25 protein-coding genes and 1 pseudogene are annotated in these 23,760 nt (G+C 70.3%); 10 read left to right on the forward strand and 16 right to left on the reverse strand.

Translation table 11 applies throughout. The annotated features are described in order from the left end of the window. The 3 genes from PKD06_RS09495 to PKD06_RS09505 all read left to right on the forward strand — a co-directional run. Positions 1 to 470: S41 family peptidase (locus tag PKD06_RS09495; RefSeq protein ID WP_324379877.1), on the forward strand; the 470-nt coding region annotated here is incomplete at its 5' end. 361 nt (positions 471 to 831) lie between these two features. Beyond that, complete coding sequence (locus PKD06_RS09500; protein ID WP_324379879.1) at positions 832 to 2,022, forward strand: divergent polysaccharide deacetylase family protein; 1,191 nt, start codon at positions 832 to 834, stop codon at positions 2,020 to 2,022. Next, positions 2,019 to 2,582, forward strand: coding sequence for an RNA pyrophosphohydrolase (locus PKD06_RS09505; protein WP_324379881.1), 564 nt, complete (start codon positions 2,019 to 2,021; stop codon positions 2,580 to 2,582). Before PKD06_RS09500 ends, PKD06_RS09505 begins: the two co-directional genes overlap by 4 nt. Here PKD06_RS09505 and PKD06_RS09510 read toward each other — a convergent pair. Further along, positions 2,565 to 3,194, reverse strand: a complete 630-nt coding sequence (locus PKD06_RS09510; protein WP_324379883.1) for a helix-turn-helix transcriptional regulator — start codon at positions 3,192 to 3,194, stop codon at positions 2,565 to 2,567. The two genes, PKD06_RS09505 and PKD06_RS09510, sit on opposite strands and share 18 nt — an antisense overlap. A 134-nt stretch (positions 3,195 to 3,328) precedes the next feature. Here PKD06_RS09510 and PKD06_RS09515 point away from each other — a divergent pair. Continuing rightward, positions 3,329 to 3,658, forward strand: a pseudogene (locus PKD06_RS09515) (DUF952 domain-containing protein); the annotation flags it as partial. A gap of 177 nt (positions 3,659 to 3,835) precedes the next feature. Then, a complete protein-coding gene (locus tag PKD06_RS09520; RefSeq protein ID WP_324379943.1) occupies positions 3,836 to 4,132 on the forward strand; it encodes a PaaI family thioesterase in 297 nt (98 codons plus the stop codon). Here PKD06_RS09520 and PKD06_RS09525 read toward each other — a convergent pair. Together PKD06_RS09525 and PKD06_RS09530 are read right to left on the reverse strand one after the other, a co-directional pair. Beyond that, positions 4,113 to 4,376 (reverse strand): DUF6460 domain-containing protein, encoded by a 264-nt coding sequence (locus tag PKD06_RS09525; protein WP_324379885.1) that lies wholly within the window; start codon positions 4,374 to 4,376, stop codon positions 4,113 to 4,115. The two genes, PKD06_RS09520 and PKD06_RS09525, sit on opposite strands and share 20 nt — an antisense overlap. A 13-nt stretch (positions 4,377 to 4,389) precedes the next feature. Continuing rightward, positions 4,390 to 5,553 (reverse strand): glycosyltransferase family 4 protein, encoded by a 1,164-nt coding sequence (locus PKD06_RS09530; RefSeq protein ID WP_324379887.1) that lies wholly within the window; start codon positions 5,551 to 5,553, stop codon positions 4,390 to 4,392. Positions 5,554 to 5,693: 140 nt separating this feature from the next. On the opposite strand from PKD06_RS09530, the gene PKD06_RS09535 reads away from it, so the two are divergent. Continuing rightward, positions 5,694 to 6,506 carry an alpha/beta hydrolase gene (locus PKD06_RS09535; protein ID WP_324379889.1) on the forward strand — a complete coding sequence of 271 codons (813 nt, stop codon included), beginning with the start codon at positions 5,694 to 5,696 and terminating at the stop codon, positions 6,504 to 6,506. Here PKD06_RS09535 and PKD06_RS09540 read toward each other — a convergent pair. From PKD06_RS09540 to PKD06_RS09555, 4 genes are all read right to left on the reverse strand, one after another. Beyond that, positions 6,485 to 6,748, reverse strand: coding sequence for a DUF1150 domain-containing protein (locus tag PKD06_RS09540; RefSeq protein WP_324379890.1), 264 nt, complete (start codon positions 6,746 to 6,748; stop codon positions 6,485 to 6,487). The genes PKD06_RS09535 and PKD06_RS09540 overlap by 22 nt on opposite strands. Positions 6,749 to 6,810: 62 nt before the next feature. Then, positions 6,811 to 7,239 (reverse strand): Hsp20 family protein, encoded by a 429-nt coding sequence (locus PKD06_RS09545; RefSeq protein ID WP_324379892.1) that lies wholly within the window; start codon positions 7,237 to 7,239, stop codon positions 6,811 to 6,813. Positions 7,240 to 7,371: 132 nt separating this feature from the next. Then, positions 7,372 to 9,039 (reverse strand): histidine kinase dimerization/phosphoacceptor domain -containing protein, encoded by a 1,668-nt coding sequence (locus PKD06_RS09550; RefSeq protein ID WP_324379894.1) that lies wholly within the window; start codon positions 9,037 to 9,039, stop codon positions 7,372 to 7,374. A 189-nt stretch (positions 9,040 to 9,228) separates the two neighbouring features. Next, a complete protein-coding gene (locus tag PKD06_RS09555; protein WP_324379896.1) occupies positions 9,229 to 10,257 on the reverse strand; it encodes a cysteine synthase A in 1,029 nt (342 codons plus the stop codon). A gap of 154 nt (positions 10,258 to 10,411) precedes the next feature. Here PKD06_RS09555 and PKD06_RS09560 point away from each other — a divergent pair, with 154 nt between their 5' ends. Continuing rightward, the gene (locus PKD06_RS09560; protein ID WP_324379897.1) at positions 10,412 to 10,735 is read left to right on the forward strand and encodes a polyhydroxyalkanoic acid system family protein; all 324 of its coding nucleotides are present in this window, start codon (positions 10,412 to 10,414) and stop codon (positions 10,733 to 10,735) included. A gap of 14 nt (positions 10,736 to 10,749) precedes the next feature. After that, positions 10,750 to 11,871, forward strand: coding sequence for a malate/lactate/ureidoglycolate dehydrogenase (locus tag PKD06_RS09565; protein WP_324379899.1), 1,122 nt, complete (start codon positions 10,750 to 10,752; stop codon positions 11,869 to 11,871). Between the two features lie 12 nt (positions 11,872 to 11,883). On the opposite strand, the gene proB is transcribed toward PKD06_RS09565, so the two are convergent. Continuing rightward, positions 11,884 to 13,029 (reverse strand): glutamate 5-kinase, encoded by a 1,146-nt coding sequence (proB, locus tag PKD06_RS09570; protein ID WP_324379901.1) that lies wholly within the window; start codon positions 13,027 to 13,029, stop codon positions 11,884 to 11,886. Between the two features lie 156 nt (positions 13,030 to 13,185). On the opposite strand from proB, the gene PKD06_RS09575 reads away from it, so the two are divergent. Further along, a complete protein-coding gene (locus PKD06_RS09575; RefSeq protein ID WP_324379903.1) occupies positions 13,186 to 13,674 on the forward strand; it encodes a hypothetical protein in 489 nt (162 codons plus the stop codon). 6 nt (positions 13,675 to 13,680) lie between these two features. Here PKD06_RS09575 and PKD06_RS09580 read toward each other — a convergent pair whose 3' ends face one another. Next, positions 13,681 to 14,766: an ATP-dependent RecD-like DNA helicase gene (locus PKD06_RS09580; protein WP_324379905.1), complete on the reverse strand. Its 1,086-nt coding sequence runs from the start codon at positions 14,764 to 14,766 to the stop codon at positions 13,681 to 13,683. 136 nt (positions 14,767 to 14,902) lie between these two features. Between PKD06_RS09580 and PKD06_RS09585 the strand changes: the two genes are divergently transcribed. After that, on the forward strand, positions 14,903 to 15,550 hold the full coding sequence (locus PKD06_RS09585; protein WP_324379907.1) for a Spy/CpxP family protein refolding chaperone: 648 nt from the start codon (positions 14,903 to 14,905) through the stop codon (positions 15,548 to 15,550). A 55-nt stretch (positions 15,551 to 15,605) separates the two neighbouring features. On the opposite strand, the gene coaA is transcribed toward PKD06_RS09585, so the two are convergent. The 7 genes from coaA to PKD06_RS09620 all read right to left on the reverse strand — a co-directional run bounded on the left by coaA (position 15,606) and on the right by PKD06_RS09620 (position 23,568). Then, complete coding sequence (gene coaA / locus PKD06_RS09590; RefSeq protein ID WP_324379909.1) at positions 15,606 to 16,595, reverse strand: type I pantothenate kinase; 990 nt, start codon at positions 16,593 to 16,595, stop codon at positions 15,606 to 15,608. Beyond that, on the reverse strand, positions 16,592 to 16,912 hold the full coding sequence (locus tag PKD06_RS09595; RefSeq protein ID WP_324379912.1) for a phosphoribosyl-ATP diphosphatase: 321 nt from the start codon (positions 16,910 to 16,912) through the stop codon (positions 16,592 to 16,594). Before PKD06_RS09595 ends, coaA begins: the two co-directional genes overlap by 4 nt. Then, complete coding sequence (gene hisF, locus PKD06_RS09600; protein ID WP_324379914.1) at positions 16,909 to 17,685, reverse strand: imidazole glycerol phosphate synthase subunit HisF; 777 nt, start codon at positions 17,683 to 17,685, stop codon at positions 16,909 to 16,911. The genes PKD06_RS09595 and hisF overlap by 4 nt, the downstream gene beginning before the upstream one ends. Before the next feature lie 115 nt (positions 17,686 to 17,800). Then, positions 17,801 to 20,068 (reverse strand): SulP family inorganic anion transporter, encoded by a 2,268-nt coding sequence (locus PKD06_RS09605; protein ID WP_324379916.1) that lies wholly within the window; start codon positions 20,066 to 20,068, stop codon positions 17,801 to 17,803. Positions 20,069 to 20,083: 15 nt separating this feature from the next. Continuing rightward, the gene (gene glpX / locus PKD06_RS09610) at positions 20,084 to 21,085 is read right to left on the reverse strand and encodes a class II fructose-bisphosphatase (RefSeq protein WP_324379917.1); all 1,002 of its coding nucleotides are present in this window, start codon (positions 21,083 to 21,085) and stop codon (positions 20,084 to 20,086) included. A 13-nt stretch (positions 21,086 to 21,098) separates the two neighbouring features. Then, positions 21,099 to 22,421 (reverse strand): homoserine dehydrogenase, encoded by a 1,323-nt coding sequence (locus PKD06_RS09615; protein WP_324379919.1) that lies wholly within the window; start codon positions 22,419 to 22,421, stop codon positions 21,099 to 21,101. A gap of 85 nt (positions 22,422 to 22,506) precedes the next feature. Beyond that, entirely contained in the window at positions 22,507 to 23,568 is a 1,062-nt protein-coding gene (locus PKD06_RS09620) for an AbrB family transcriptional regulator (RefSeq protein ID WP_324379921.1), read from the reverse strand. Positions 23,569 to 23,760 lie beyond the last annotated feature (192 nt).

Here is a 23,760-nt window from a genome sequence, read left to right on the forward strand (position 1 = left end):
GCGGCTCCGCCTCCGCCTCGGAGATCGTCGCCGGCGCCCTCCAGGACCACAAGCGTGCGACGGTGCTCGGCACCCGCTCCTTCGGCAAGGGCTCGGTGCAGACCGTGATCCCGCTCGGCGGCAACGGCGCCGTGCGCCTGACCACGGCCCGCTACTACACGCCGTCCGGCCGCTCGATCCAGGCCAAGGGCATCGAGCCCGACCAGGAGGTTCTCCAGGACATCCCGGACGAGCTGAAGGGCAAGGACGAGACGAAGGGCGAGGCGGGCCTGAAGGGCCACCTCAAGAACGGCGAGGAGAAGGGCGGCTCCTCCGCCTATGTCCCTTCCGACCCGACCAAGGACAAGCAGCTCATCGCCGCCGTCGAGTTTCTGCGGGGCGCGCGCAAGGGCGCGGCCAACGCCAATGCAGGTCCGGCGCCCACCGATGCCGGCACGCAGAAGAGCGACAAGCCGGCCGTTCCGAACTGAGCGGCTAAATAAAGCGAGCAGTCTCCCGCTTCTCCCCGTGAAAACGGGGAGAAGTCGAGTTGAGCGCCAGCGAAACCGGATGAGGGCTCTCGAAACACGCCGCCGCCGGGTGCCCGCCCCCTCTGCGAGCCGCCAACGCCAGGTGCGATAGCCCTCCCCCCGTGAAACGGGGGACCATGCGAAGCATGGCGGAGGCGCGCGCCGCCGACCGTTGCCCGGACGACTCACTTCGCGAGATTGCGCTGCGGCGCGACACCTTGCCTGTTCCGGCCCCGGCCTCCCGTGGTCATGATGGCGCCGTGCGAATCATGCGCCTTGACCGGGGCGCCCGTTCCACGGTGCGAGAGGCAGGATTCGACGGGTGGACGCGGCCTCCGATGATCTCACCAAGCCGCTCGGCCAGGATCGGCCGGCTCGCCGCGCGCCCTTCCGCATCGCGAGGACAGCCAGGATCGCCTCGCTCGGCCTCGCCCTCGGCGTGATCGGCGCCGTCGCTCTCGCCGCTCTCTATGGCGACCCCCGGGGCGGGCGGCCGCTCGCCCGGGCCGAGATCGCTTCTCCCGCAGCGATACCGTCTCCTGCGGCGCGGTCTCCTGCCCGGGAGGCCGAGACCGGCTCCGGGCGGCGCGAGGCGGATCGGCTGGAGCAGGAATCCGGCGTCCATGTCGTCCGCGGCAGCGCTGGGGCGCCTCCTTCCATCGTCATCGAGGTGCCGCAGGCCGCGCCGGGCCTCCCGCGGACGCCCGATCCGCGCCTCGTGGAAAGCACCCGCCTCGGCCCCCTGCCCCGCATCGGCCCGGACGGCGCCCGGCCGATCGACGCCTATGCCCGCCCGGTCGTGCATTTCCCCGACGGCCGCCCGGCCCTCGGGCGGATTGCGATCGTGGTTGGGGGGCTCGGCCTCGGCCGGCCGACGACGGATGCGGCGATCTCGGCGCTGCCCGCGCCCGTCTCCCTCGCCTTCGCCCCCTACGGCACGGAACTGGAGCAGGACGGCGAGCGCGCCCGCCGGGCGGGCCATGAGACGCTCCTCCAGATCCCGATGGAGCCGCTCGACTATCCCGACAGCAATCCCGGCCCCCGCACGCTGACGGTGGCCGCGAAGCCCGCCGAGAATACCGAGAACCTGCGCTGGGCCATGGGCCGCTTCACCGGCTATGTCGCCCTGATGAACTATATGGGCGGCAAGCTCACCGCCGACGACAAGGCCCTGGCGCCGATCCTGCGCGAGGCCGAGCAGCGGGGCCTCGGCCTCCTCGATGACGGCTCCTCCTCGCGCTCGCGGATCGCGGCCCTTGCCGGCGAGGGCCGCGTGGCGCGGGCGGATCTCGTCATCGACGGCACGCCCCGCGCGGATCTCATCGACAAGGCTCTCCAGCGGCTCGAAACCATCGCGACCTCGGGGAAGCTCGCGGTCGGGACCGCGAGCGCGCTGCCGGTGACGATCGAGCGGATCGGGATCTGGGCGCGGACGCTCGAGGCGCGCGGCATCCTGCTCGTCCCCGTCAGCGCGGCGATGGCGCCCCGCCGCAGGGAAAGCGCGAGCCGATGAAGCATTCGCACCGCCTCGACCCGGATCTCCCCTATCGTCCCTGCGTCGGGCTTCTTCTCCTGAACCGGGAGGGCCGCGTCTTCATCGGCCGGCGCAAGCGCGAGGCCGGGCCCGAGCATGTCGACGGCAGCCATGCCTGGCAGATGCCGCAAGGCGGCATCGATCCCGGCGAGGATCCCTATGCGGCCGCCCTGCGCGAGCTGCACGAGGAAACCAATGTCCGCTCGGTCCGCCTCCTCGCCGAGGCGCCGGACTGGCTCTCCTATGATTTACCTGATCCCGTCTCCCGCAGGGCATGGCGCGGGCGCTATCGCGGCCAGACGCAGAAATGGTTCGCGCTGCGCTTCACGGGGGACGAGGGGGAGATCGACATCCACCGCCCGGCCGGGGGGCGGCACAAGGCGGAGTTCGACGCCTGGCGCTGGGAGCGGATCGAGCGGCTGCCGGACCTGATCATCCCCTTCAAGCGCGTGGTCTACGAGAGGGTCGTGACCCTCTTCGCCCCGCACGCGGTCCCGGCGGAGGAGAAGGGACCTCGCGATCTATTGCCGCGCCCATAGGATGCGGGCGATCCAGTTCACCTCGGCCATGGGCACCACCCGGTCGGGATGTTCCGGGTTGAGGGAGCGCAGTTCCAGGCTCCGGGCCGTGCGCCGCTTCAGTTCCTTCGCCATCACCTCGCCGTCATGGGTGCGCACCACGATGCGGTCGCCCTTCCGGACCGCCGCGAGGCGCGAGACGATGATGACGTCGCCGTCCCGGTAGAGAGGCAGCATCGAATCGCCCTGGACCTCGAGGGCGAAGGCTCCCTCGCCCCCGACATCGGGAAAGTCGATGGCGTCCCAGCCCGGCCCGCTCGCCGGCATCCCCTCGTCGGAGAAGAGCCGGCCGGCCCCGGCCTGGGCCATGCCCACGAGCGGCACCGTCCGCCCCCTGCGGTCGGAGGGCTCGACGAGGCGCATGAACTCGTCGAGCTGCGCCCCGGTCGCGGCCAGGACCTTGGCGATGGATTCGGTCGAGGGCCAGCGGTCCCGCCCGTCTGGCCCGACCCGCTTCGAGCGGTTGAAGCTCGTCGCGTCGAGGCCGGCCTTGCGGGCGAGGCCGGAGGTAGACAGCCCGTAGCGCTCGGCGAGTTGGTCGATGGCGCCCCAGATCCGGGCATGCGAGAGCATGGGTTCCTCGCGCACGGCTTCAAGGAAAATCAACCTATTAATAGGAATCGATGCTGTTGACAAGCCGCTCCGCGGCGCCCCAAGGAATGCCGGTCTTCCGGCGCGGGCTGCGCGGCGGACGGGAAGCCGATATCATGTCGTTGATCTACAAGATCTGTCCCCTCCCGCTGTGGCGGGAGGCCGAGAAGACCAAGCTGTTCCACGGCGCCCCCGTCGATCTCGCCGACGGCTTCATTCACTTCTCCGCCGCCGGACAGGTGGCCGAGACCGCCGCGAAGCATTTCGCCGGCCAGCCGGACCTCCTTCTCGTCGCCGTCCGGGCCGAGGCTTTGGGCGAGGCCCTGCGCTGGGAGGTCTCGCGCGGGGGCGCCCTGTTCCCGCATCTCTACGGCCCGCTGCCGCTCTCGGCGGTGCGCTCCGCCGTGCCGCTGCCGCTCGGCGCCGACGGCCGCCACGTGCTGCCCCCCGAGATCACCCGGCCATCTTTCGATCCGCGGGCGGAGGGCTGGGAGCCCGCGCCGGCGGACGATTATCTCGACCTCGTCGGCCCGCTCTGGCAGCGCCCCGCCGCGAAAGCCGGCGAGCCCGGCTTCCGGCGATTCGGGTTCCTGGCGCAGAAGCGCCACTTGAACCGGAACGGAATGGTCCATGGCGGCATGATCATGACTTTCCTCGACCATGCCCTCGGCCTCACCATGCGCACGGTCAACAGGACCAACCGGCAGTCCACGATCCAGCTCGACACCCATTTCCTGTCGGGGATCGAGGACGGCGAATTCGCCGAGGCGCATTGCCGGGTGACGCGCGCGACGAAGTCGCTCCTCTTCGCCGCGGGCGAAGTCCTGGCCGGCGGGCGGCCGGTCGCGCAGGCCCAGGCCATCTTTAAGATCGGACCGCCCTTCCCGCCGCGGACGCCTCTCAGCGCCGGGCGCTCATGAGCCGCGACAGGAGCCAGAGCGGGACCACGATCACGGCGCCGGTGAGGATGTAGCGGCCGATATCGCCGATGGTATCGTAGCCGAGGTGGAAGAGCGCCTGCGCCGAATCCAGGAGATGCCGCACGAGACCGAGGGGCGTCAGTCCCAGGAAGGCGAGGATCACCCCCACCAGCAGGGACAGGAAGATGAGCCTGGCGAGCACGCCCAGAGGCGAGCCGCCGAGCCAGCGTTCGAAACCCGGCACCGTCATATCCTGATCAGCCGCCCTCGGCCGGAGGGCTCAGGAGCGCCATATAGGTGTCGAGCGTCGCCGCCACCATTCGCTCCAGCGAGAAATGGCGCTCGACATGGGTCCTCGCCCGCAGCGCCATCGCCGCCCGTGCGCTGGCGCCGAGGCTCAGGGCCTCGGCGAGGGCGGCGGCGAGGGCCGGCGCGTCGCCCGCGGGCACCCGCCAGCCGGTCCGCACGGAGGCGGGTTCCGAGGGCGGAGCGAGGACCGTCTCGGGCACCGCGCCCAGATCCGATACGACGACCGGCGTGCCGAGCGCCTGCGCCTCCACCGCCGCCCGGCCGAAGGCTTCCGGCTCCGTCGAGGGCACGGCGACGACCGAGGCCGCAAGGAAAGCCGCCGCCATGTCGGCGCAATGGCCGACCCGGCGCACGACGCCCTGAAGGCCCTTGGCCGCGACGAGCCGGTCGAGTTCCGCCACGTAGCCCGCCCGACCCTGGTCGTCGCCGGCCAGGACATAGGCGATGTCGCCGAGCCCCGATTCGCGCAAGAGGCTCGCCGCCTCGATCAGCACGCGCTGCCCCTTCCAGGGCGTGAGCCGCGCGCCCAGGAGGACGATCCGCTCATGGGGGCCGACGCCCCAGGCCCGGCGCAGCGCATCCACCCGCCCCGGCTCGATGGCCGAGGGCGCGAAGCGGGCGAGATCGGTGCCGCGATGGATCACGCGGATGCGCGGCTTGGCCCACGGGTAGAGAGACTCGATCAGCCCGGCCGTATAGCCGGAATTGGCGATCACGATGTCGCCGCGCGCCATGACCGAGTTGTAGAGCCGCTTCGGCGCGGAGGTGCCGGAATAGCTGCCGTGGAACGTGGTGAGGAAGGGGATGTCGAGGATCCGCGCCGCGCCGAGCCCGACCCAGGCCGGCGCGCGCGAGCGCGCATGGATCAGCGCCACCTTCTCGTCATGGGCGATGCGGGCGAGGCGGCGCATGTTGAGCGCCATGGCGAAGGGGTTCTTGGTGCCGGCCGGGAAGGGAATCCATTCGCCGCCGCGGCTCTGCAACTCGCCGACCAGCCTTCCGCCCTCGCTCGCGACGAGGGCGCGCGCTCCCGCCTCGGCGAGGCCCGCCGCGACATCGACGGCGGTACGCTCGGCGCCTCCCGTCTCCAGCTCGGGAATGATCTGGAGCACCGTGAGTCCCGCGAGGGAAGAGGGAGGGCTGCGCTGGAAGCTGGCGCGGGATCGCGACGAGGAAGGCACGAGGCTATAGAAGACCCATCTTGAGCATCGAGCCCGAAGACTCGATCGAACGGGTTGAGGTCAGGTTAAGCATGCGTCACGAGATCACGGTCGGCGAGGGCGCCGCGGAGCGATCCATCGCGGTCGACATGCGCGAGGGGGCGGGGCCGCCCGTCATCTGGTTCGGCGGCTTCCGCTCGGACATGAGCGGCACGAAGGCCGAGGCGCTGGATTCCTGGGCTGCGGCGACCGGCCGCGCCTTCCTGCGCTTCGACTATAGCGGACACGGCTCCTCGGGCGGGCGCTTCGAGGACGGCACCATCTCGCGCTGGCTCGAGGAGGGGCTTGCCGTGATCGCCCGCTTCACGAGCGGGCATCCGGTGATCGTCGGCTCCTCGATGGGGGGATGGCTCGCGCTCCTGGCCGCCCGCGCCCTCAAGGCCGCGAAAGCCGGCCGCGAGGCGGCGGCCCTGGTCCTGGTCGCGCCCGCCCCCGATTTCACCGAGCGGCTGATGTGGGACGCCTTCCCGCCCGAGGCGAAGGCGGACATCCTGGAAAGGGGCGTCCACCTGCGGCCCTCGTCCTATTCCGACGATCCCTATCCGATCACGCGCGCGCTGATCGAGGACGGGCGTCGCCATCTCATCCTCGAAGGCACGATCGAGACGGGCTGCCCCGTCCATATCCTCCAGGGAATGCAGGACCCGGACGTGCCCTGGGAGCACGCCATGCGGCTCGTCGAGCACCTTCCGGCAGATGCGGTCCAGATCACCCTGGTCAAGGACGGCGATCACCGCCTGTCGCGGTCCGAGGACATCGACAGGCTTCTCGCCGCCGTTGCGGCTGCCGGGCCGCCGCACCGGCCCGAGCCCGCTCCCGGCGCTCAGTTGAGGCTCACGGTCTGAAGGTCGTGCGCCCAGGCATTGGCGACCGCGGTGTCCCGCGAATCGGCGAGCAGGATCGGCGCTCCGCTGGCCGAGAGCAGCGCGAAGAGCTTCAGCCCCGGCTGGAGGTCGGGTGCCTGCGGGAAAATCCTCTTCACCTCGTCAGAGGTGATGGGCTTGACATAGGCGATCTGCCCCTCGCCGAGAGCGGCGAGTGCGCTGGCATCCAGCACGGGGCGGGAAGTGGTGTTCAACTCGGTCATCTTGCCCTCCTCTCGAGCGGCAACTCGTTTCAACAGTCCGTCGCGCGAGCGCGCCCGGACGTTCAGTCGCGCGTCTGGATTCCGATACGACGCACGATCCGGGCCGGCTCCGGCCGGATGAGATCGATGGACAGAAGCCCGTTCGACAGATCGGCTCCGACGACCTCCATCCCGTCGGCCAGCACGAAGCTGCGCTGGAACTGCCTCGCGGCGATCCCGCGATGGAGGAATTGCCGGCCCTTGTCCTCGGCCTGTCGGCCGCGGACGACGAGTTGGTTCTCCTCCAGGGTCACGTCGAGCTGTTCCGACGTGAACCCGGCCACCGCGATCATGATCCGAAGCTTTTCCGGCTCGGTCTCAGTGCGGCAGACCCGCTCGATATTGTAGGGCGGGTAGCCGTCCCCCGACGACTTGGCGAGACGGTCGAGCGCCTGCTCGATCTCGTCGAAGCCCAGGAGAAACGGATGGCCGAACGGCGACTGACGCGACATCTTCGAAGCCCTTTCGGCACTTCGCGGCCCCGGGCCCGGAATGGCACCCGGTCGACCTCATGGTCAGGATATTGGGTCGGCAAGGGGTCCGGTCAAGATCGGGCTCCGGTCAAGATCGGGGCCGGATCGCGGTCAGGCGACGCGGTCGGGGGCAGGCGCGGCGCTCTGCGGCGGCGAGACCGCGCCGACCGGGAAGCGGATGACGAAGGTCGAGGAGCCGGGCGGCGGCTCCTCGATTCGCCCGCCGATCTGCTGGACGAGCTTGCGCACGATGGTGAGGCCGAGCCGGCGCGAGCGGCCGGGCTCCTCCCCGAGCCCGATCCCGTCATCCTCGATCCTGAGCACAGCCTCGCCGCCCTCGCGACCCGCATCGACCGTGATGCGGCCCGCCCTTCCGCCCGGAAAGGCGTGCTTGAAGGAATTGGTGAGGATCTCGCCCGCGATGAAGGCGAGGGGCACGGCCGTATCCAGCGGCATCCGCATCGGCCCCGCATTCAGCACCGATTCGATGGCGCGATCCTCGGCCGAGAACCCCGCCGCAAGCTCCTTCAGCAATTCGTCGAGATAATCCTTGAAGTCGATCGAGGCGAGGTCGGGAGAATTGTAGAGGAGCGTGTGGACGCGGGCCATGGCGCCGATACGCCGCACGGCGTTCTCAAAAGGCTCGCGCTGCTCGGCCGTGAGGTCGCGCGAGCCGAGCCGGAGAAGGCTCTGCACGATTTGCAGGTTGTTCTTCACGCGATGATAGATTTCCCGCAGCAGGACCTCGCGCTCGGAGGCGGCCTTGCGCTGGTCGTTCAGCGCCTCCTGCGAGGTGGCGAGCAGCCGCGCATCCAGTTCCCCGAGCGCGCGCGAGGCGGCGAGCCGCTCCTCGCTCACCCGGCGCTCCATGAAATTGTGGGTCACGAAGATCGCGAGGATCCCCGCAAGCAGCAGGCTCAGCGATCCGGCGGCGCCGGTCGCCCAGGCCGGACGCAGGAACAGGTGGTCGCTGCGATGGCCGCTGATCGAGACGATCGTGGTCCAGCCCGTCAGAGGCGAGCGGGCAAAGGCCGCCGTCATCGGCTCCCCCTCGGGCGAGCGGCTGCGGAACAGCCCCGAAGGCGCTGCGGCGATGGCGCGGATCAGGTCGGGCCCGATCTCCCCGCGAGCCTCGCCGGAGGGGATCGACTGCGCGAGGATGCGATCGTCCTTGTCCAGCAGGGTGGAGGAGAGATCCTGCCCGGTCGCCTGGACCAGGACAGCGCGGATATTGCTCGTGTCGAGATCGAGCACGAAGACGTGCGTGACTCCCCCTTCGTGCAGGACCGGCTCGTAGAGCATGATGGCGCCGGGCCGCCCCGTCGTCTCGATCAGCACCTTCTCCTCCGCGGCGGCCCGCGCCACCAGCTTCGGATCCAGGCGCGGATCGCTGCTGCCGGTGGTGAAGACGACCCGGCCGCCTGCCTCCACGAGCGTGAGCACCGTCCAATGCGCCATGACGCTCGTCACGCGCCGGGCCGCCGTCTCGAACTGCGCCACGTCGAGATCGAGCGCGGGCACGGCCGCGAGAGCGTGCAGGGCGGCGAGCTGGCGCTCCACCTCGGCATCGATCCGTTGCGAGAGGGCGGAGGCGCGCGCGCTGACGAAGGAATCGAGGTCGCGGCGGCTCTTTCCCAGCTCGGACTGGATCCAGTAGCCCGCGAAGAAGATCATCGGCACGAGCGCGGCGAGCCCCGTGGCCGCCACGAGGTAGAGCGTCTGCAACTGCTTCCGCGTGAGCCCGAAATAGCTCTGCCGGTCGAGGAGGGTCCAGGCCATCACGCCGGCGATCGGAAGGCGCGCATCCTTCTGCCGGTCCGGTCATGCCAGCGGCGCGGAAGAGCGGGGAGGAAGGAAAGAGACATCAACGAAAACCGCGCACGCTACCGTACCGAACCACCGGGCCCTGCTCGGGAAACTCCTCCCCGGATGCGGGGTTCCGCAAGGGAAAAGCGCAATCTCGTCCGATCAGCCCGGATGCGCGGACGAAGACTCCCGGTCGAGCCAGGCCGGGACCGGCAGCCCCTTCTCGCGCAGGAAAGCCGGATTGAAGAGCTTCGAGAGATAGCGGGCGCCCCCGTCGCACAGCACGGTCGCGACGGTGGCGCCGGGCCCGATCTCGCGGGCGAGGCGGATGGCGCCTGCGACATTGATGCCCGAGGAGCCGCCGAGGCACAGCCCCTCGTGCGCGAGGAGATCGAACACCACCGGCAGGGCCTCCTCGTCCGGGATCTGGAAGGAATGGTCGACCTTCAGCCCTTCGAGATTCTTCGTGATCCTCCCCTGCCCGATCCCCTCGGTGATCGAGGTGCCGGAGGATTTCAGCTCCCCGGTCGTGTAGTAGCTGTGGAGAGCCGCGCCCATGGGATCGGCAAGGGCGATGCGGATCTCGGGCTTGCGCGCCCTCAAGCCTGCCGCCACCCCCGCCAGCGTGCCCCCGCTGCCGACCGCGCAGATGAATCCGTCGAGCCGCCCGCCGGTCTCCTCCCAGATCTCCGGCGCCGTGGTGGCCTCGTGGGCGTCGCGGTTGGCGATGTTGTCGAACTGGTTGGCCCAGACCGCGCCATTCGGCTCGCTCCCGGCGAGCTGCGCCGCGAGCCGCCCGGAATAGCGCACGTAGTTTTCGGGATCGGCATAGGGGACCGCCGGAACCTCGACCAGTTCCGCGCCCATGAGGCGCAGCATGTCCTTCTTCTCCTGGCTCTGGGTCTTCGGGATGACGATCACGGTCCGAAAGCCCAGGGCGTTGCCGACGAGCGCGAGGCCGATTCCGGTATTGCCCGCCGTGCCCTCGACGATGGTGCCGCCGGGCCGCAGCGCACCCCTGGCGATCGCGTCGCGGACGATGAACAGGGCCGCCCGGTCCTTGACCGAGCCGCCGGGATTCATGAACTCGGCCTTGCCGAGAATGGTGCCGCCCGCCAGCTCGGAGGCACGCTTCAAGCGGATCAGCGGGGTCTTGCCGATGGCAGCCAGCACGTCCGCGCGAATGTCCATGATCTCTGCACTCCCTCGCCTTCTCGTCCCGCGAAGCCCTTCCGCTCGCCGCGATCGAGCCCCACATGGCCTTGGCCGATCCGTCGGGCGCGCGCAATCGCGGCGCCTCGACGGCGGCCTCCCGCGTGCTATGGACCGCCCCGAGGATCCCCCCATGTCGAAGCCTCTCGTCGTCGTCATTCCCCACCAGCTCGGACTGGCGGGCGCCCATCAGCGCCTCGATGCCGGGATCGAGATGCTGAAGACGAAATTCGGCACCCAGATCAGCTCGGTCGAATCCAGCTGGACCGGCGACCACCTGGACCTGGTCGTCAAGGCGGTCGGGCAGAGCGTGACGGCGGCCCTCGACGTCGCCGAGGACAGCGTGCGCGTGGAAGTCCAGCTTCCCTGGATGCTGGCCATGATCGCGGAAAAGGCGAAGAGCATGATCCAGAAGGAAGGCCAGCTTCTCCTCGACAAGAAGCCGGCGGCAAGCTGAGGGAGACGGGATTCATGGCGCAGACGCAGGACCCACGGATCGCGGTGCATCCGTTGCGCGACTTCGTGGCGGCGGCCTTCGCGGCCGCGGGCTGCTCCGAAAAGGAGGCGGCAGCGGTCGCGGACGGGCTCGTCGATGCGAATCTGAACGGCCATGACAGCCACGGGGTCGGGCGCGTGCCGCGCTATCTCGACTGGATCCGCACGGGCGACCTCGAAGTGGGCCGCTCGGCGAGCGTCGTCACGGATGCGGGCGCGCTCTCGGTCCTCGACGGCCATCACGGCTTCGGCGCGACGGTCGGCCGGCAGGCCGTGCTGCACGGGATCGAGAAGGCGAAGCGCAACCACGGCGTCTCCATCGTGGCCTTGCGCAGCGCCGGCCATCTGGGCCGGATCGGCCAATGGGCCGAGCTGGCGCTCGATCACGGGCTCGTCTCGCTGCACATCGTCAATGTCGCGAATTCGATGCTGGTCGCTCCCTTCGGCGGCGTCGAGAAGCGATTCTCGACCGCGCCCATCGCCTTCGGCTTTCCCGTGCCGGGCGAGCCGCCGGTGATTCTGGATTTCGCGACCTCGGCGGTGGCCGAGGGCAAGGTCATGGTCGCCTCGAACGGCGGCAAGCCGCTCCCCGAGGGAAGCCTGATCACGATCGACGGCCGGCTCACGACCGACCCGGCGGCGCTCTACGGCCCCCTGGAGCCGGGCGCGCTGCGCGACCATTCCCGCGGTACGGGCGCGATCCGGGCCATGGGGGAGCACAAGGGGTCCGGCCTCGCGCTGATGTGCGAATTGCTCGGCGGCGTCCTCGCCGGCTCGGGCTGCTCGGGGCCGCCGCGCAACGGGCGCTTCGCCAACGGCATGGTCTCGATCTACATGTCGCCGGACGCCTTCGGCTCGCAGGACGCGATCGCGCGCGAGACGCGCGCCTTCATCGATTTCGTCCGCGCGACGAAGCCGGCCGCGCCCGGCCAGCCCGTCCTCCTGCCCGGCGAGGCCGAGCGCCTCGCTCAGGCCGAAAGGCGCGCGAACGGCATCCCGCTCACCCGCGAGACCTGGCTCGGCCTGATCGCGGCGGCGAAGCAGGCGGGACTGAAAGCCGACGATCCCCGCATGCTGCCGGAACCGCCCACAGGCTGAGAAGGCCGTCCCCTACCCCGCCGTCTCGTCCGCTCCCGCCCCGGCGAGCAGGACGAGATCGTCGCGGTGAATCATCTCGGCCCGGCCCGGATAGCCGAGGATGGCCTCGATCTCTCGGCTCGAGCGGCGCAGGATGCGGACCGCCTCGGCGGCGTCGTAGGCGGCGAGGCCCCGGCCGAGGACCCGGCCGTCCGGTCCCGTCACGGTGATCGCATCGCCCCGCGCGAATCCCCCGGACACCTCCGTCACGCCGACCGGCAGCAGGCTCGCCCCCGAGCGCAGGGCCCGCGCCGCGCCCTCGTCCACCCGCACGGCGCCGTGCGTCTCGAGCGAGCCCGCGATCCAGGTCTTGCGCGCGGTCGCGGGCGAGGAGGGGGTCAGGAACCACGTGCAGCGCGCGCCCTCCCCGACGCGGCGCAGCGGGTTCTTCGGCCGCCCGTCGGCGATCAGCATATGCGTGCCGCCCGCGGCCGCGATCTGGCCGGCCTCGATCTTCGTGCGCATGCCGCCGCGCGACAGCACCGAGGCCGCCCCGCCCGCCATGGCCTCGATGGCGGGCGTGATGCGCTCGACGACCGGGATGTGCCGCGCCCCGGGATCGCTCGCGGGGGGCGCCGTATAAAGCCCGTCGATATCCGAGAACAGGACGAGCAGGTCCGCGCCGACCATGGTGGCGACGCGGGCTGCGAGGCGGTCGTTGTCGCCGTAGCGGATCTCGCTTGTCGCGACCGTATCGTTCTCGTTGACGACGGGGACGGCCCGCAGCTCCAGTAGTTTCGACAAGGTCGCCCGTGCATTGAGGTAGCGCCGGCGCGCCTCGGTGTCTCCGAGGGTGAGGAGCACCTGCCCGGCAGTGATGCCGTGATGCGCCAGCACCTCGGACCAGAAGCGGGCGAGCGCGATCTGCCCCACGCCCGCCGCCGCCTGGCTCTCCTCGAGCTTGAGCGGAGCGAGGCCGAAGCCGAGCACCGAGCGCCCGAGGGCGATCGCGCCCGAGGATACGACGAGGACATCCGCTCCCCGCCCATGCAGTTCCGCCACGTCTTCGGCGAGGGCCGCGAGCCAGGCATGGTTGAGGCGCCCCTTGGCCCGGTCGACCAGGAGGGCCGAGCCGACCTTGAGCACGATGCGGCGAAAGCTGCCGAGGGTGGGAATCATCGGGACTCTGCGGCCAGGAGGTCGGTCCACACGGGATCCCTCCCGAGGGAAGGCCATGGACCTTGACGAGGGCATAGAGCAGGCTGCGGGCCGAGTTCAACCGGCCTGCGCCGCGGAAGGTCCCGAGGCTCTCTCCAATCAAGAGGAAGTTCGGCCATGAGAGAAAGACGGGCCCTGATCACCCTCGCCGCGATCATTCTCCTCGCCGCCGCCTGCGAGGCACGGGCCGAAAGCTGGTCGACCTACGTGAACGATCGCTTCGGCGCGACGGCGGATTATCCCGCCCGGTTCTCGGTCCTCGCCGAGCCGCCCGCGAACAACGACGGCCAGCGCTTCTTCACGGCGGACCGGCGAGCCTCCCTCGCCGTCTTCGGCTTCTTCAACACGGAAGACGAGACACCGGAGCAGATCATGGAAAGCCGCAAGAATGCGGGCATCCGCTACACCCTCGCGGCGGCGGGCCGGGGCGCCTTCACCCTGTCGGGGCGGCGCGGGGACCGGATCGTCTACGAGCGCTGCCTCCGCTCGCGCCACAAGGACATCTATGTCTGCGTCGATCTCGAATATCCGGCGGAGGAGCTGGCGGCCTACGATCCCATCGTGACGCGCGTCGCGAACTCGCTTCGCGCCGGCAAGCCCTGGTAGATTGATCTACTGCACCACCGTCAGCTTTTTCGCCGCGCGCGTCAGGCCCGTATAGAGCCAGCGGGCACGGTGCTCGCGGAAGGCCCAGCTCTCGTCGAAGAGGACGAGGTCGTCCCATTGCGAGCCCTGCGCCTTGTGGACCGTGAGCACGTAGCCGTAATCGAACTCGTCGCCCTTGCGGCGCACGGCATAGGGCAGCTCCTCCTCCCGCCCCTCGAAGAACTCGCGCGGGACCGAGACGCGCACCGCGCCGCGCTCCCCCTCCTGCGCGACATCCATCGCGAGGCGCCCCTCCTCCTCCCCGCCGAGCTTGCGGATCGTGAAGATGCCGCCGTTGAGGAGGCCCTTGGTCTTGTCGTTGCGTAGGCAGACGAGCGTCTCTCCCGCCGCCGGCATCGGATCGCGATAGCCGAGAAGCTGGCGGATGCGCGAGGTATAGGCGCGGCGCGACTTGTTCATGCCGACGAGGACCTGGTCGGCCCCGAGAATCCGCTCTGCGTCGATCTCGCGCCGCGAGACCACCTCGCTCTCCCCGTAGCGCCCGCGCGCGAGCCGGCCGCCCTCGCGCACGAGCGCGGAGAGCGCAATGATCGGATCGTCCTTCGCCTGCCGGTGGATCTCGGTCAGCATGGCGTCGGGCGGGTGCTCGGTGAAATAGCCCGCCCCCTTGACCGGCGGAAGCTGGGCCGGATCGCCGAGGACAAGGACCGGCGTGCCGAAGCCGAGGAGATCGCGGCCGAGATCCTCGTCCACCATGGAGCATTCGTCGATGACGATGAGCTGCGCGGAGGCCGCGGCGCTCTGCCGGTTCAGCACGAATTGCGGCCCAGTCTCGCCCGTGCCGCGCGAGCGATAGATGAGGGAATGGATGGTGGAGGCGTCCGGGCAGCCCTTCTCGCGCAGAACCAGAGCCGCCTTGCCGGTGAAGGCGGCGAAGCAGACGTCGCCGTCGACATGCTGCGCGATGTGGCGCGCGAGCGTCGTCTTGCCGGTGCCGGCATAGCCGAAGAGGCGGAAGATGGGGCGGTCGGCGGCGTCGAGCCATTGCCCGACGGCCCTCAGCGCCGCCTCCTGCTCGGGCGACCAGCTCACGGAATCAGGACCCTTCGAGACATTGCCGGGATTTAATCCGCCCGCGACGAGGCCGTAAGCCCGGCTCGGGCATTCTGTGGCCTATCGCCGCCGGCGTGCTCCGCCCTAGGATGGCGCCGGTATCGAGGAGGTCTTCATGAAGAGCGTTGCGATCAGCCTTGCCCTCGCCCTGACGGCAGGCACCGCCACCATGTCTTTCGCCCAGGATCGCGGCCCGGGCATGCCGGGCGCCGCCCCGGACCATGGCCGGTTCACGCAGGAGGACCGCGCCGCCATGGTGGACGGACGGATCGCGGGCCTGAAGGCGGCCCTTCGCCTCACTCCCGACCAGGAGAAGCTCTGGCCTCCGGTCGAGCAGGCGCTGCGCGAGAGGGCCAAGGAGCGCGCCGAGGCCGCCGCCGCGCGGCGCGCGCGCTGGGCCTCGTTCCGCGAGAGCCGCGCCGCCGGCAAGGAGGTTGCGCCCGACCCGGCGGCCGAGATGCGCGCCCGCTCCGACCGCATGGCGCAGGCCGCCGCCTCGCTGCGCAAGCTCGCCGATGCCACGGGCCCCCTCTACGCCTCGCTCGACGAGGCCCAGAAGCGCCGCTTCGGCGCGCTGCTCCACATGATGGGGCGCCATCACATGATGGGCGGCCATCACGGCTGGCGCGAGGGCATGGGTGAGCGCAGGGACGAAGAGATGGGCCGCGGCCACCGGCACGACCGCCGCGGCGCCCTCGAGGATCGCAGCCGCGACTTCGCGAGCCGGGAGACCGAGGACGGGTTCAGCCGGTTCCGGCGCTGAGCGGCGCCCCCGCCGGCGCGGCCGGCCAGGCCCTCGCGAGAGAAACTCGGCGCCCTCACAGGCGCCGGAGCGAGACCTGCTCGATGCGGTGGCTCGCGCCCTTGCGCAGGATGAGGCTCGCCCGCTGGCGGGTCGGCAGGATGTTCTCCTGGAGATTCACGAGATTGATCCGCTCCCACAGTCCCTCGGCGAAGGCGAAGGCTTCCTTCTCCGACAGGCTCGCATAGCGCCGGAAATAGGAGAGCGGATCGCGGAAGGCCGTGTTGCGCAGGCGCATGAAGCGGTGGAGGTACCAGCGATGCAGGTCCTCCTCGTCGGCGTCGAGATAGATCGAGAAGTCGAAATAATCGGACACATAGGGAATGGCCGCCCCGTCGCGGGGCAGGCGCGCGGGCTGGAGCACGTTCAGCCCTTCCACGATGAGGATGTCCGGCCGCTCGACCAGCGTCACCTCGCCGGGCACGACGTCATAGACGAGATGCGAATAGAGAGGAGCCGCGACCTGCGCCTTGCCCGCCTTGATGTCGTGCAGGAAGCGCAGCAGCCGCTGGATGTCGTAGCTCTCGGGGAAGCCCTTCTTCTGCATGATGCCGAGGCGTTCAAGCTCGGCATTGGGGCGCAGGAAGCCGTCCGTGGTGATGAGATCGACCTTCGGGGTCTTTGGCCAGCGCGCGAGGAGCGCCTTCAGGATGCGGGCCGTAGTCGACTTGCCGACCGCAACGGAGCCTGCGACGCCGATGATGTAGGGCACCTTCCCGTTCCCTCCCACGTGCAGGAAGTTCTGCGTGGCGTGGAACAGGCCCTGGGCCGCTTCGACATAGAGCGCGAGCAGCCGCGAGAGCGGCAGGTAGATCGCCACCACCTCGTCGAGGGAGACCGGATCGTTGAGGGATTGAAGCTGGTTGACCTCCTCCGCACTCAGCGTGAGCGGCGTGTCGGCGCGCAACTGGGCCCATTCGTTGCGGGCGAATTGCAGATAGGGAGAGAGATCGCCGGTTTCGTCGGGCGAGGCGCCGCCTCCCCCCTCTCCGGCGCCGCCCGTCACGGGGCGCTCCGCGCGGCCTTCTCGGCGAGGCCCGATTGTCCCGTGCGGCGGCCGAGCTCGCGCTCGACCTCCGCCAGTTCCACGCCGCCGAGCCGCAGCACCACGAGCAGGTGATAGAGCAGGTCCGCGCTCTCCGCGACGAGGGCCTTGCGGTCCTGCGCCATGGCGGCGATCACGACCTCGACCGCCTCCTCGCCGAGCTTCTTGGCCGCGAGGGGCGGGCCTCCGGCGAGGAGCTTCGCCGTATAGGAGGTATCGGCGGCGGAGGCGCCGCGCGAGGCGACGACGCGCTCGAGATCGGCCAGCGTAAAGCTCACGCGCTGATCCTCATCGGAATGCCGGCGGCGGCCATATGGCGCTTGGCCTCGCCGACCGAATATTCGCCGAAATGGAAGATGGAGGCGGCGAGGACCGCGCTCGCATGGCCGTCCCTCACGCCGGCGACGAGATCGTCGAGTCCGCCGACGCCGCCCGAGGCGACGACCGGGATCGGCACCGCGTCCGAGATCGCCCGGACCAGCTCGATGTCGTAGCCCGAGCGCGTGCCGTCCCGGTCCATCGAGGTGACGAGAAGCTCGCCGGCGCCGCGGCTCGCCATCTCGCGGGCGAAGGCGATCGCGTCGATTCCCGTCTCCCGGCGCCCGCCATGGGTGAAGATCTGCCAGGCGAGGCGCTCGCCGGGCCGGGAGGTCCGCTTCGCGTCGATGGCGACGACGATGCACTGGTCGCCGAATTTCTCGGCCGCCTGGCTGACGAAGGCCCGGTCGTTCACGGCGGCGGTGTTGATCGAGACCTTGTCGGCGCCGGCCAACAGGAGGTTGCGGATGTCCTCGACCTTGCGGATGCCCCCGCCCACGGTCAGCGGCATGAAGCATTCGGCGGCGGTGCGGGCCACGATGTCGAGCAGAATGCCGCGATCCTCGTGGCTCGCCGTGATGTCGAGGAAGCACAATTCGTCCGCGCCGGCGGCGTCATAGGCGCGTGCGGCCTCCACCGGATCGCCGGCATCGCGCAGATCGACAAAGCGGACGCCCTTGACCACGCGGCCGTCCTTGACGTCGAGGCAGGGAATGACACGGACCTTCAACATGGTGCCTTCCTAGAACATTTTCGGGGAGAATGGACACGGCCCGTGCAGGGAAACGAGCGGGAATCCGCAAGATGCGGGCCGCCCCGTCACTCCGTCATCCCCCCGGGGCAAACGTTCAGCCTACCGCGAGGCTCAACTCCTCGGAGGTCTCGCGCAGGCGCTGCGCGGTGAGCCGCGCGATCGTGGTGAGCAAAGCTTGGCCGAGATGGGCCTCCTCGCGCAGCAGCACGTCGAAATCCTCCGCGCTCAGCCCATAGGCATCGACGTCCTCGTCCGCCACGACGTCGGCCGAGCGCGGGCGGCGGTCGAGGAGCCCCATCTCCCCGACCGTGGTGCCGGGCCCGAGCGCCGCGATGCGCCGGCCGTGCTGCGCCCCCGCGGCGCGCACGCTGACCGAGCCGCGCGTCAGGATCCACAGCCGGTCGGCGGGCTCGCCCGCGCGGCACAGGACGTCGCCGGCATTGAACTTGAGCGGCTTCAGCCGCGAGGAGAGAACGGCCAGCTCGCGTTCCGACAGGCCGCTCGCGAGATCGGTCTCGCGGATCGCGAGCCCGGCCCAGGCGAAGGGCGCCCCGTACCGGCGCAAAATGCGGTTCTCGGCATTCTCCAGGGCGGCGTCGAGATCGGGGAAGATGAGCACGTCCGGCTCATCCACGAGCATCTTGCGGAGCAGGTCCTCGTATTTCGGCCCCGGATGGGCGAAGAAGAGCCGGATCTCGTTCTCGCGGCAGCGGCGCGCGATCTGCCGCAGCACCGTCGCTCCCGAGGTGTCGAGATCGGCGACTTGGCCGAGATCGAGCACGATGGTCTCGACCCCGTCGGGCAGGTTCTGGATGGAGGTGGCGAGGTCGTCCGCGTTGCCGAAGAAGAGGACGCCGTCGAGATCGTAGACGACGATGCGCCCGCCATGGGAGGCGAGCACGGCGCAATCGGGCTGGGAGCGGATGCGCTTGGAGGCGATGTGGGGACAGGTGACCTGCCGCCGCACGATCGGCCGGCTCATCTCCATGATGAAGACGAGGCACGAAAGGGCCACGCCGACGAGGGCGCCCAGGATCGGCTGGCCGAGCACCGTCGCGGCCATGACGGCGAGCACGATGGCGGTGTTGCGGCGCGCCCGCGTCCGCACCCGCGGCTCAGCCGAGGAGACGGCGTCCCGCAGCATGGCGAGACACCAGCGGTCCCACATCTTCCAGCCGATGCAGAGCAGCATCGCCGTGAGCACGATGATGGGAATGGCGGAGATGAGCGGGGCCGCGAGGAGAGCCGCGAGAAGGAGGCAGAGCGCCATCGAGATGGTCGAGAGGCGCGTGCGGCCGCCATTCTCGAAGAGGGCCGTCGTCGTCCCGAGCGAGGCGGTCACGGCGATTCCCCCGACCGCCGCCGAAGCGACGCTGGCGAAGCCCTGGCCGGCGAGGTCGCGCCGCGGCGACTGGCGCAGGTCGCACAGGTTCTGGGCCGTGCGCACCGTGAAGGTGAAGTCGAGCATCGCGACCGCCGCCAGGGTCGCCGAGGTCAGGAAGAGCGTCTGGAGGATATGGAGGTCCCGCAGGGCCTCGCTCATGCTCGCCCAGTCGATCGCGAGCCCGAGGGTCGCCTGCCGCAGGGAGAGAGCCCCGATCGTCCTGCCGAGATCGAGCCCGGGCCAGAGACCGTCCAGCGCGTGCCAGGCGAGCGTGCCCACGCCGAGCCCGACCATCATCGCCGGGATGCGCGGGGCGAAGGTGTCCGAAACGCGGATCACCACGACGATCGCGATGCCGAACAAGGCCATCACGGGATGGGGCAGCGCCCCGTGCCTGAAGGCTGCCCAAAGCTCGCCCGGCCCTGTCAGTTCGAAGAAGCGCGGGGATTGCTGCACGAAGGTGCGAACCGCGAGGCCCGTCACGAACCCGGCCAGGACCGGATAGGGCGTGAACTTGACGATGCGCACGAAGCCGGACCAGGCGAAGAGCGCCTGCCACAGCCCCGCGAGCAGGACCGAGAGGGGCGCCACGGCCAGCGCCTTGCCGACGTTCCCGTCGAAGAAGCCGACGAGGGTGGCGATGAAGCTCGCCTGGATCAGCGCCAGGGGCGCCGAGGGGACGTTGACGATGAAGGAGGAGGTGCGCGTGAGGGCGCCGGCGAGCCCGCCGACCACCGCGCAGAGGATTCCCGTCGCAGCCCCCGCCGCGACATGATCGGGCCCGAGGGTGCCGAAGGCGAGGACACCGGCCGAGACGGAGAACGGCAGGGTCAGGAGGGCGCCGATCGCCCCCGCGCCGACCTCGCGGGCCAGCGTTTCCTTCGCCGGATACCGGGCCCGCTCCTGCCGCGCCGCCGCGACCGCCTGCGCCGCCTCGACATGGGCCGTCGCCCCGATCGAGACCTCAGAGACCGGCATTCTCTCTCTCGGGCGTCATGGCTCCAGGTGGAACTTCCCGATATTCCTGTGCTCGGCCCTGATGCGGCGCACCGTGCCGGTCACCGAGCGGTAGACGATCGTGTCGGTCTCGACATGGCCGCCCTTGAAGCGGACGCCGTGGAGCAACGCCCCGTCCGTCACGCCCGTCGCCGCGACGACGACGTCGCCGCGGGCGAGGTCGTTGAGATCGTATTTCCGGTCGGGATCGGTCACGCCCATCTTCTTGGCGCGCTCGCGTTTCTCGGGTGTGTCGAGGATCAGCCGCCCCTGCATCTGGCCACCGATGCAGCGCAGCGCGCCCGCCGCGATGACGCCTTCCGGCGCCGCGCCGATGCCCAGGTAGAGATCGATCCCGGTCTCGTCCGGCATGGTCGTGAAGATCACGCCCATGATGTCGCCGTCCGTGATCAGGCGGATGCCGCAGCCGAGGCTGCGGACCTTCTGGATCAGCTCCTGGTGGCGGGGACGCTCGAGGATGAGGACCGTGATATCCTTCGGCTCGACGCCCTTGGCCGCGGCGACGGCGCGGATATTCTCCTCCGGCGAGCGGTCGAGATCGACGACGCCCTTCGGATAGCCGGGGCCGACGGCGATCTTCTCCATATAGACGTCGGGCGCCGCGAGCAGCGTGCCGCCCTCCGCCATCGCCATCACGGCGATCGAGCCCGGCATGTCCTTGGCGCAGAGGGTGGTCCCCTCCAGGGGATCGACCGCGATGTCGACCTTGGGGCCCTCTCCTGTGCCGACCCGCTCGCCGATGAAGAGCATGGGCGCCTCGTCGCGTTCGCCCTCGCCGATCACGACCGTGCCGTCGATCGGCAGCGTGTTCAGCTCGCGCCGCATGGCGTCGACCGCCGCCTTGTCGGCCGCCTTCTCCTGCCCCCGCCCGCGCAGCAGCGAGGCGGCGACGGCCGCGCGCTCGGTCACCCTCACCAGTTCGAGGGTCAGGATGCGCTCGAGAAGTTGGCTGGGCTGAGCGGCCTTGTCGTTCGCCATGATGTTCCCCCTCTCAATCGCGCTCGATTCGGATCACCTGCGGCGGCTCTGCCAGCAGTCCGTCCGCGGCCATCTCGCCGAGCGCCTGCCGGATCGCCGCCTCCGTCGCCTCGTAGGTGATGAGGACGATGGGGACGGGCTCCCCCGAGCGCCCGAGCTTGTCGCGGTCGGCACCGGGCGGACGCTTTTGCAGGATCGATTCCAGCGAGATGTCGGCTTCCGCCATGCGGCTCGCGACGCCCGCGGCGACGCCGGGACGGTCATGCACCGTCACGCGGACGTAATAGCCGCCCTTGTGGCGCTGCATCGGCGCCCGCTCGGCCCGCTCCAGCCCCGCGACCGGCCGGCCGAAGGGCGCGCCGAAAGTCCCCGCCGCAACATCGGCGATGTCCGAGACGACCGCCGAGGCGGTGGCAGAGCCGCCCGCGCCCGGCCCGACGAGGGTCAATTCGCCGACCGCATCGGCATCGACGGTGACGGCGTTGGTGACGCCCATCACCTGCGCCACAGGCGAGGTCTTGTGCACCATGGTCGGATGGACGCGCTGCTCGATCCCGGCATCGCCGACCCGCTCGGCGACGCCGAGCAGCTTGATGCGGAAGCCCAGTTCGTCGGCCATCCTCAGGTCGAGCGGCGTAATGGAGGAGATACCCTCGACATAGATCGCCTCCGAATCGATCGCGCTGCCGAAGGCGAGCGAGGTCAGGATGGCGAGCTTGTGGGCGGTGTCGTAGCCCTCGACGTCGAAGGTCGGATCGGCCTCCGCATAGCCGAGCTGCTGCGCCGCCGCGAGGCATTCGGCGAAGCTCGACCCCTCCTGCTCCATGCGCGAGAGGATGTAGTTGCAGGTGCCGTTGAGGATTCCGTAGATGCGGGCGATGCCGTTGCCGGCGAGCGATTCCCGCAAGGTCTTCACGATCGGGATGCCGCCGGCCGAGGACGCCTCGAAGGCGAGCGCCCGCCCCTTCGCCTCCGCCGCGGCGGCGAGGGCGAGGCCGTGCTTCGCGAGGAGCGCCTTGTTGGCGGTGACGACGTGCTTGCCGGCGCCGAGCGCCGCCTCCACGGCCGCCCGAGCCGGCCCCTCCTCGCCGCCGATCAGCTCGACGAGGCAATCGATCTCGTCGGAGACGGCCAGGGCCGCCGGATCGTCGAACCAGCGATAGGCGGAGAGGTCGCGGCCGCGATCGCGCGTCCGGTCGCGGGCGCTGACGGCGGTGACCACGACGGGACGGCCGGCGCGCCCGGCGACCTGCGCCGCGCGACGGGACAGAATGTCGAGAACCGCCGCCCCGACCGTGCCGAGGCCGGCGATCCCGACCCTCAACGGTGGCTGCATGAAGGCATCCTCGGGAAGACGGGCCGCCCTCTTAGAGCATGAAGCCGAAAAGGGGAATTCGGTTTTCCGCGAAGGCGGCCCGCGTTCAGCCCGGCCGGGTATGGCGCGCGACGAAGCGGGCGATGGGCGGCCCGGTCAGAATCACGACCAGGACGCGGAGCACTTGCAGCGCCATCACGAAGGGCGTGTCGGCTCCGCCCGCAAGCGCGATGATCGCCACCGTGTCGATGCCGCCCGGGCTCGTGGCGAGGAAGGCGGTGAGGGGGGCGATGCCGCCGAGCACGACCATGACCCAGGCCGCGAGCCCGCACAGGGCGACGATGGCGAGAGCGGAGCCCATCATCTCCGGCAGCGCCCGCATCGAGCGGATCAGCGAGCCGCGCTCGAACTGAAGGCCGATCGCCCATCCGATCAGGGCATAGGCCGCCGCGAGCAGCGAAGCCGGCACGGCGAGATGGACCGGGGTCAGCGCATTGACCAGCGCCCCGATGCCGAGAGGCACCAGCAGGCTGCCCGCGGGAATGCGCAGGCGCCGGCCGAGCCAGGATCCTCCCAGTGCGATCGCGAGGGCGGCGGCCACGCCCAATACGAAGACGGGGGACAATGCTGGAACCTTCCGGGCCGCGACGGGGGCCAGAGGCGTGTCGATCAGAAGCCGCGAGATGAGCGAGGCGGCGATCACGACGATGATGACCCGCACATATTGCATGGTCGCGACGAGGCGGGGATCGGCGCCGTGCTCGTGCGCGAGGGCCGCCATGACGGAGGCCGCGCCGGCCGAGGTGCCCCAGGCCGCCGTCGAGCCCGGCAGCGTCCCGAACCGCGCGAGCGCCAGGCCGACCGAGGTGCTGGCGGCGACCGTGGACGAGACGCCGAACAGCATTTCCGGCCAGTCGCGCACCACCTCCGCCACGACCTCCGGCGTCACCGAGCCGGCGAGGAGGCAGCCGACGACCCCCTGGGCCGAGGAGAACAGCGCGCGGGAGACGCGGACCGGCGAGCCGGCGAGGCCCACGCCGATGGCCGCGATCATGGGCCCCATCAGGATCGCGGCCGGAACCGATGCCGCGTTCAGCCCCCAGGCCAGAAGGAAGGACAGGGCCGCGAGGCCGATCCAGGTGAGCACGTGGCGGGGGAGCGGGGGCAAGGGTCAGGTTCCCGGTCGGCTCCGGCCGGAGCCGGCGGCCCGGAGAGGAACGATCACGAAGAGACAGGGGAGACAGGCAAGAAAAAAGCCGCTCTGCGGCGGCTCGGGCGAGCCGTGGCCGAAGGGGCCACGGCGCGAAAAGCGGAAAGGCTCAGAAGAGGCCCAGCACGATGCAGGCCATGAGCGCCAGCG

Source organism: Enterovirga sp. (assembly GCF_035325185.1).
In the GTDB taxonomy this organism is placed as follows: Bacteria; Pseudomonadota; Alphaproteobacteria; order Rhizobiales; family Beijerinckiaceae; genus Enterovirga.

Coding starts and splice junctions, on each gene's coding strand:
- PKD06_RS09505 (WP_324379881.1), top strand. CDS start 2,019: ATGAAGCATTCGCACCGCCTCGACCCGGATCTCCCCTATCGTCCCTGC.
- PKD06_RS09510 (WP_324379883.1), bottom strand. CDS start 3,194: ATGCTCTCGCATGCCCGGATCTGGGGCGCCATCGACCAACTCGCCGAG.
- PKD06_RS09520 (WP_324379943.1), top strand. CDS start 3,836: ATGGTCCATGGCGGCATGATCATGACTTTCCTCGACCATGCCCTCGGC.
- PKD06_RS09535 (WP_324379889.1), top strand. CDS start 5,694: ATGCGTCACGAGATCACGGTCGGCGAGGGCGCCGCGGAGCGATCCATC.
- PKD06_RS09540 (WP_324379890.1), bottom strand. CDS start 6,748: ATGACCGAGTTGAACACCACTTCCCGCCCCGTGCTGGATGCCAGCGCA.
- PKD06_RS09545 (WP_324379892.1), bottom strand. CDS start 7,239: ATGTCGCGTCAGTCGCCGTTCGGCCATCCGTTTCTCCTGGGCTTCGAC.
- PKD06_RS09550 (WP_324379894.1), bottom strand. CDS start 9,039: ATGGCCTGGACCCTCCTCGACCGGCAGAGCTATTTCGGGCTCACGCGG.
- PKD06_RS09555 (WP_324379896.1), bottom strand. CDS start 10,257: ATGGACATTCGCGCGGACGTGCTGGCTGCCATCGGCAAGACCCCGCTG.
- PKD06_RS09560 (WP_324379897.1), top strand. CDS start 10,412: ATGTCGAAGCCTCTCGTCGTCGTCATTCCCCACCAGCTCGGACTGGCG.
- PKD06_RS09565 (WP_324379899.1), top strand. CDS start 10,750: ATGGCGCAGACGCAGGACCCACGGATCGCGGTGCATCCGTTGCGCGAC.
- proB (WP_324379901.1), bottom strand. CDS start 13,029: ATGATTCCCACCCTCGGCAGCTTTCGCCGCATCGTGCTCAAGGTCGGC.
- PKD06_RS09575 (WP_324379903.1), top strand. CDS start 13,186: ATGAGAGAAAGACGGGCCCTGATCACCCTCGCCGCGATCATTCTCCTC.
- PKD06_RS09585 (WP_324379907.1), top strand. CDS start 14,903: ATGAAGAGCGTTGCGATCAGCCTTGCCCTCGCCCTGACGGCAGGCACC.
- hisF (WP_324379914.1), bottom strand. CDS start 17,685: ATGTTGAAGGTCCGTGTCATTCCCTGCCTCGACGTCAAGGACGGCCGC.
- PKD06_RS09605 (WP_324379916.1), bottom strand. CDS start 20,068: ATGCCGGTCTCTGAGGTCTCGATCGGGGCGACGGCCCATGTCGAGGCG.
- glpX (WP_324379917.1), bottom strand. CDS start 21,085: ATGGCGAACGACAAGGCCGCTCAGCCCAGCCAACTTCTCGAGCGCATC.
- PKD06_RS09615 (WP_324379919.1), bottom strand. CDS start 22,421: ATGCAGCCACCGTTGAGGGTCGGGATCGCCGGCCTCGGCACGGTCGGG.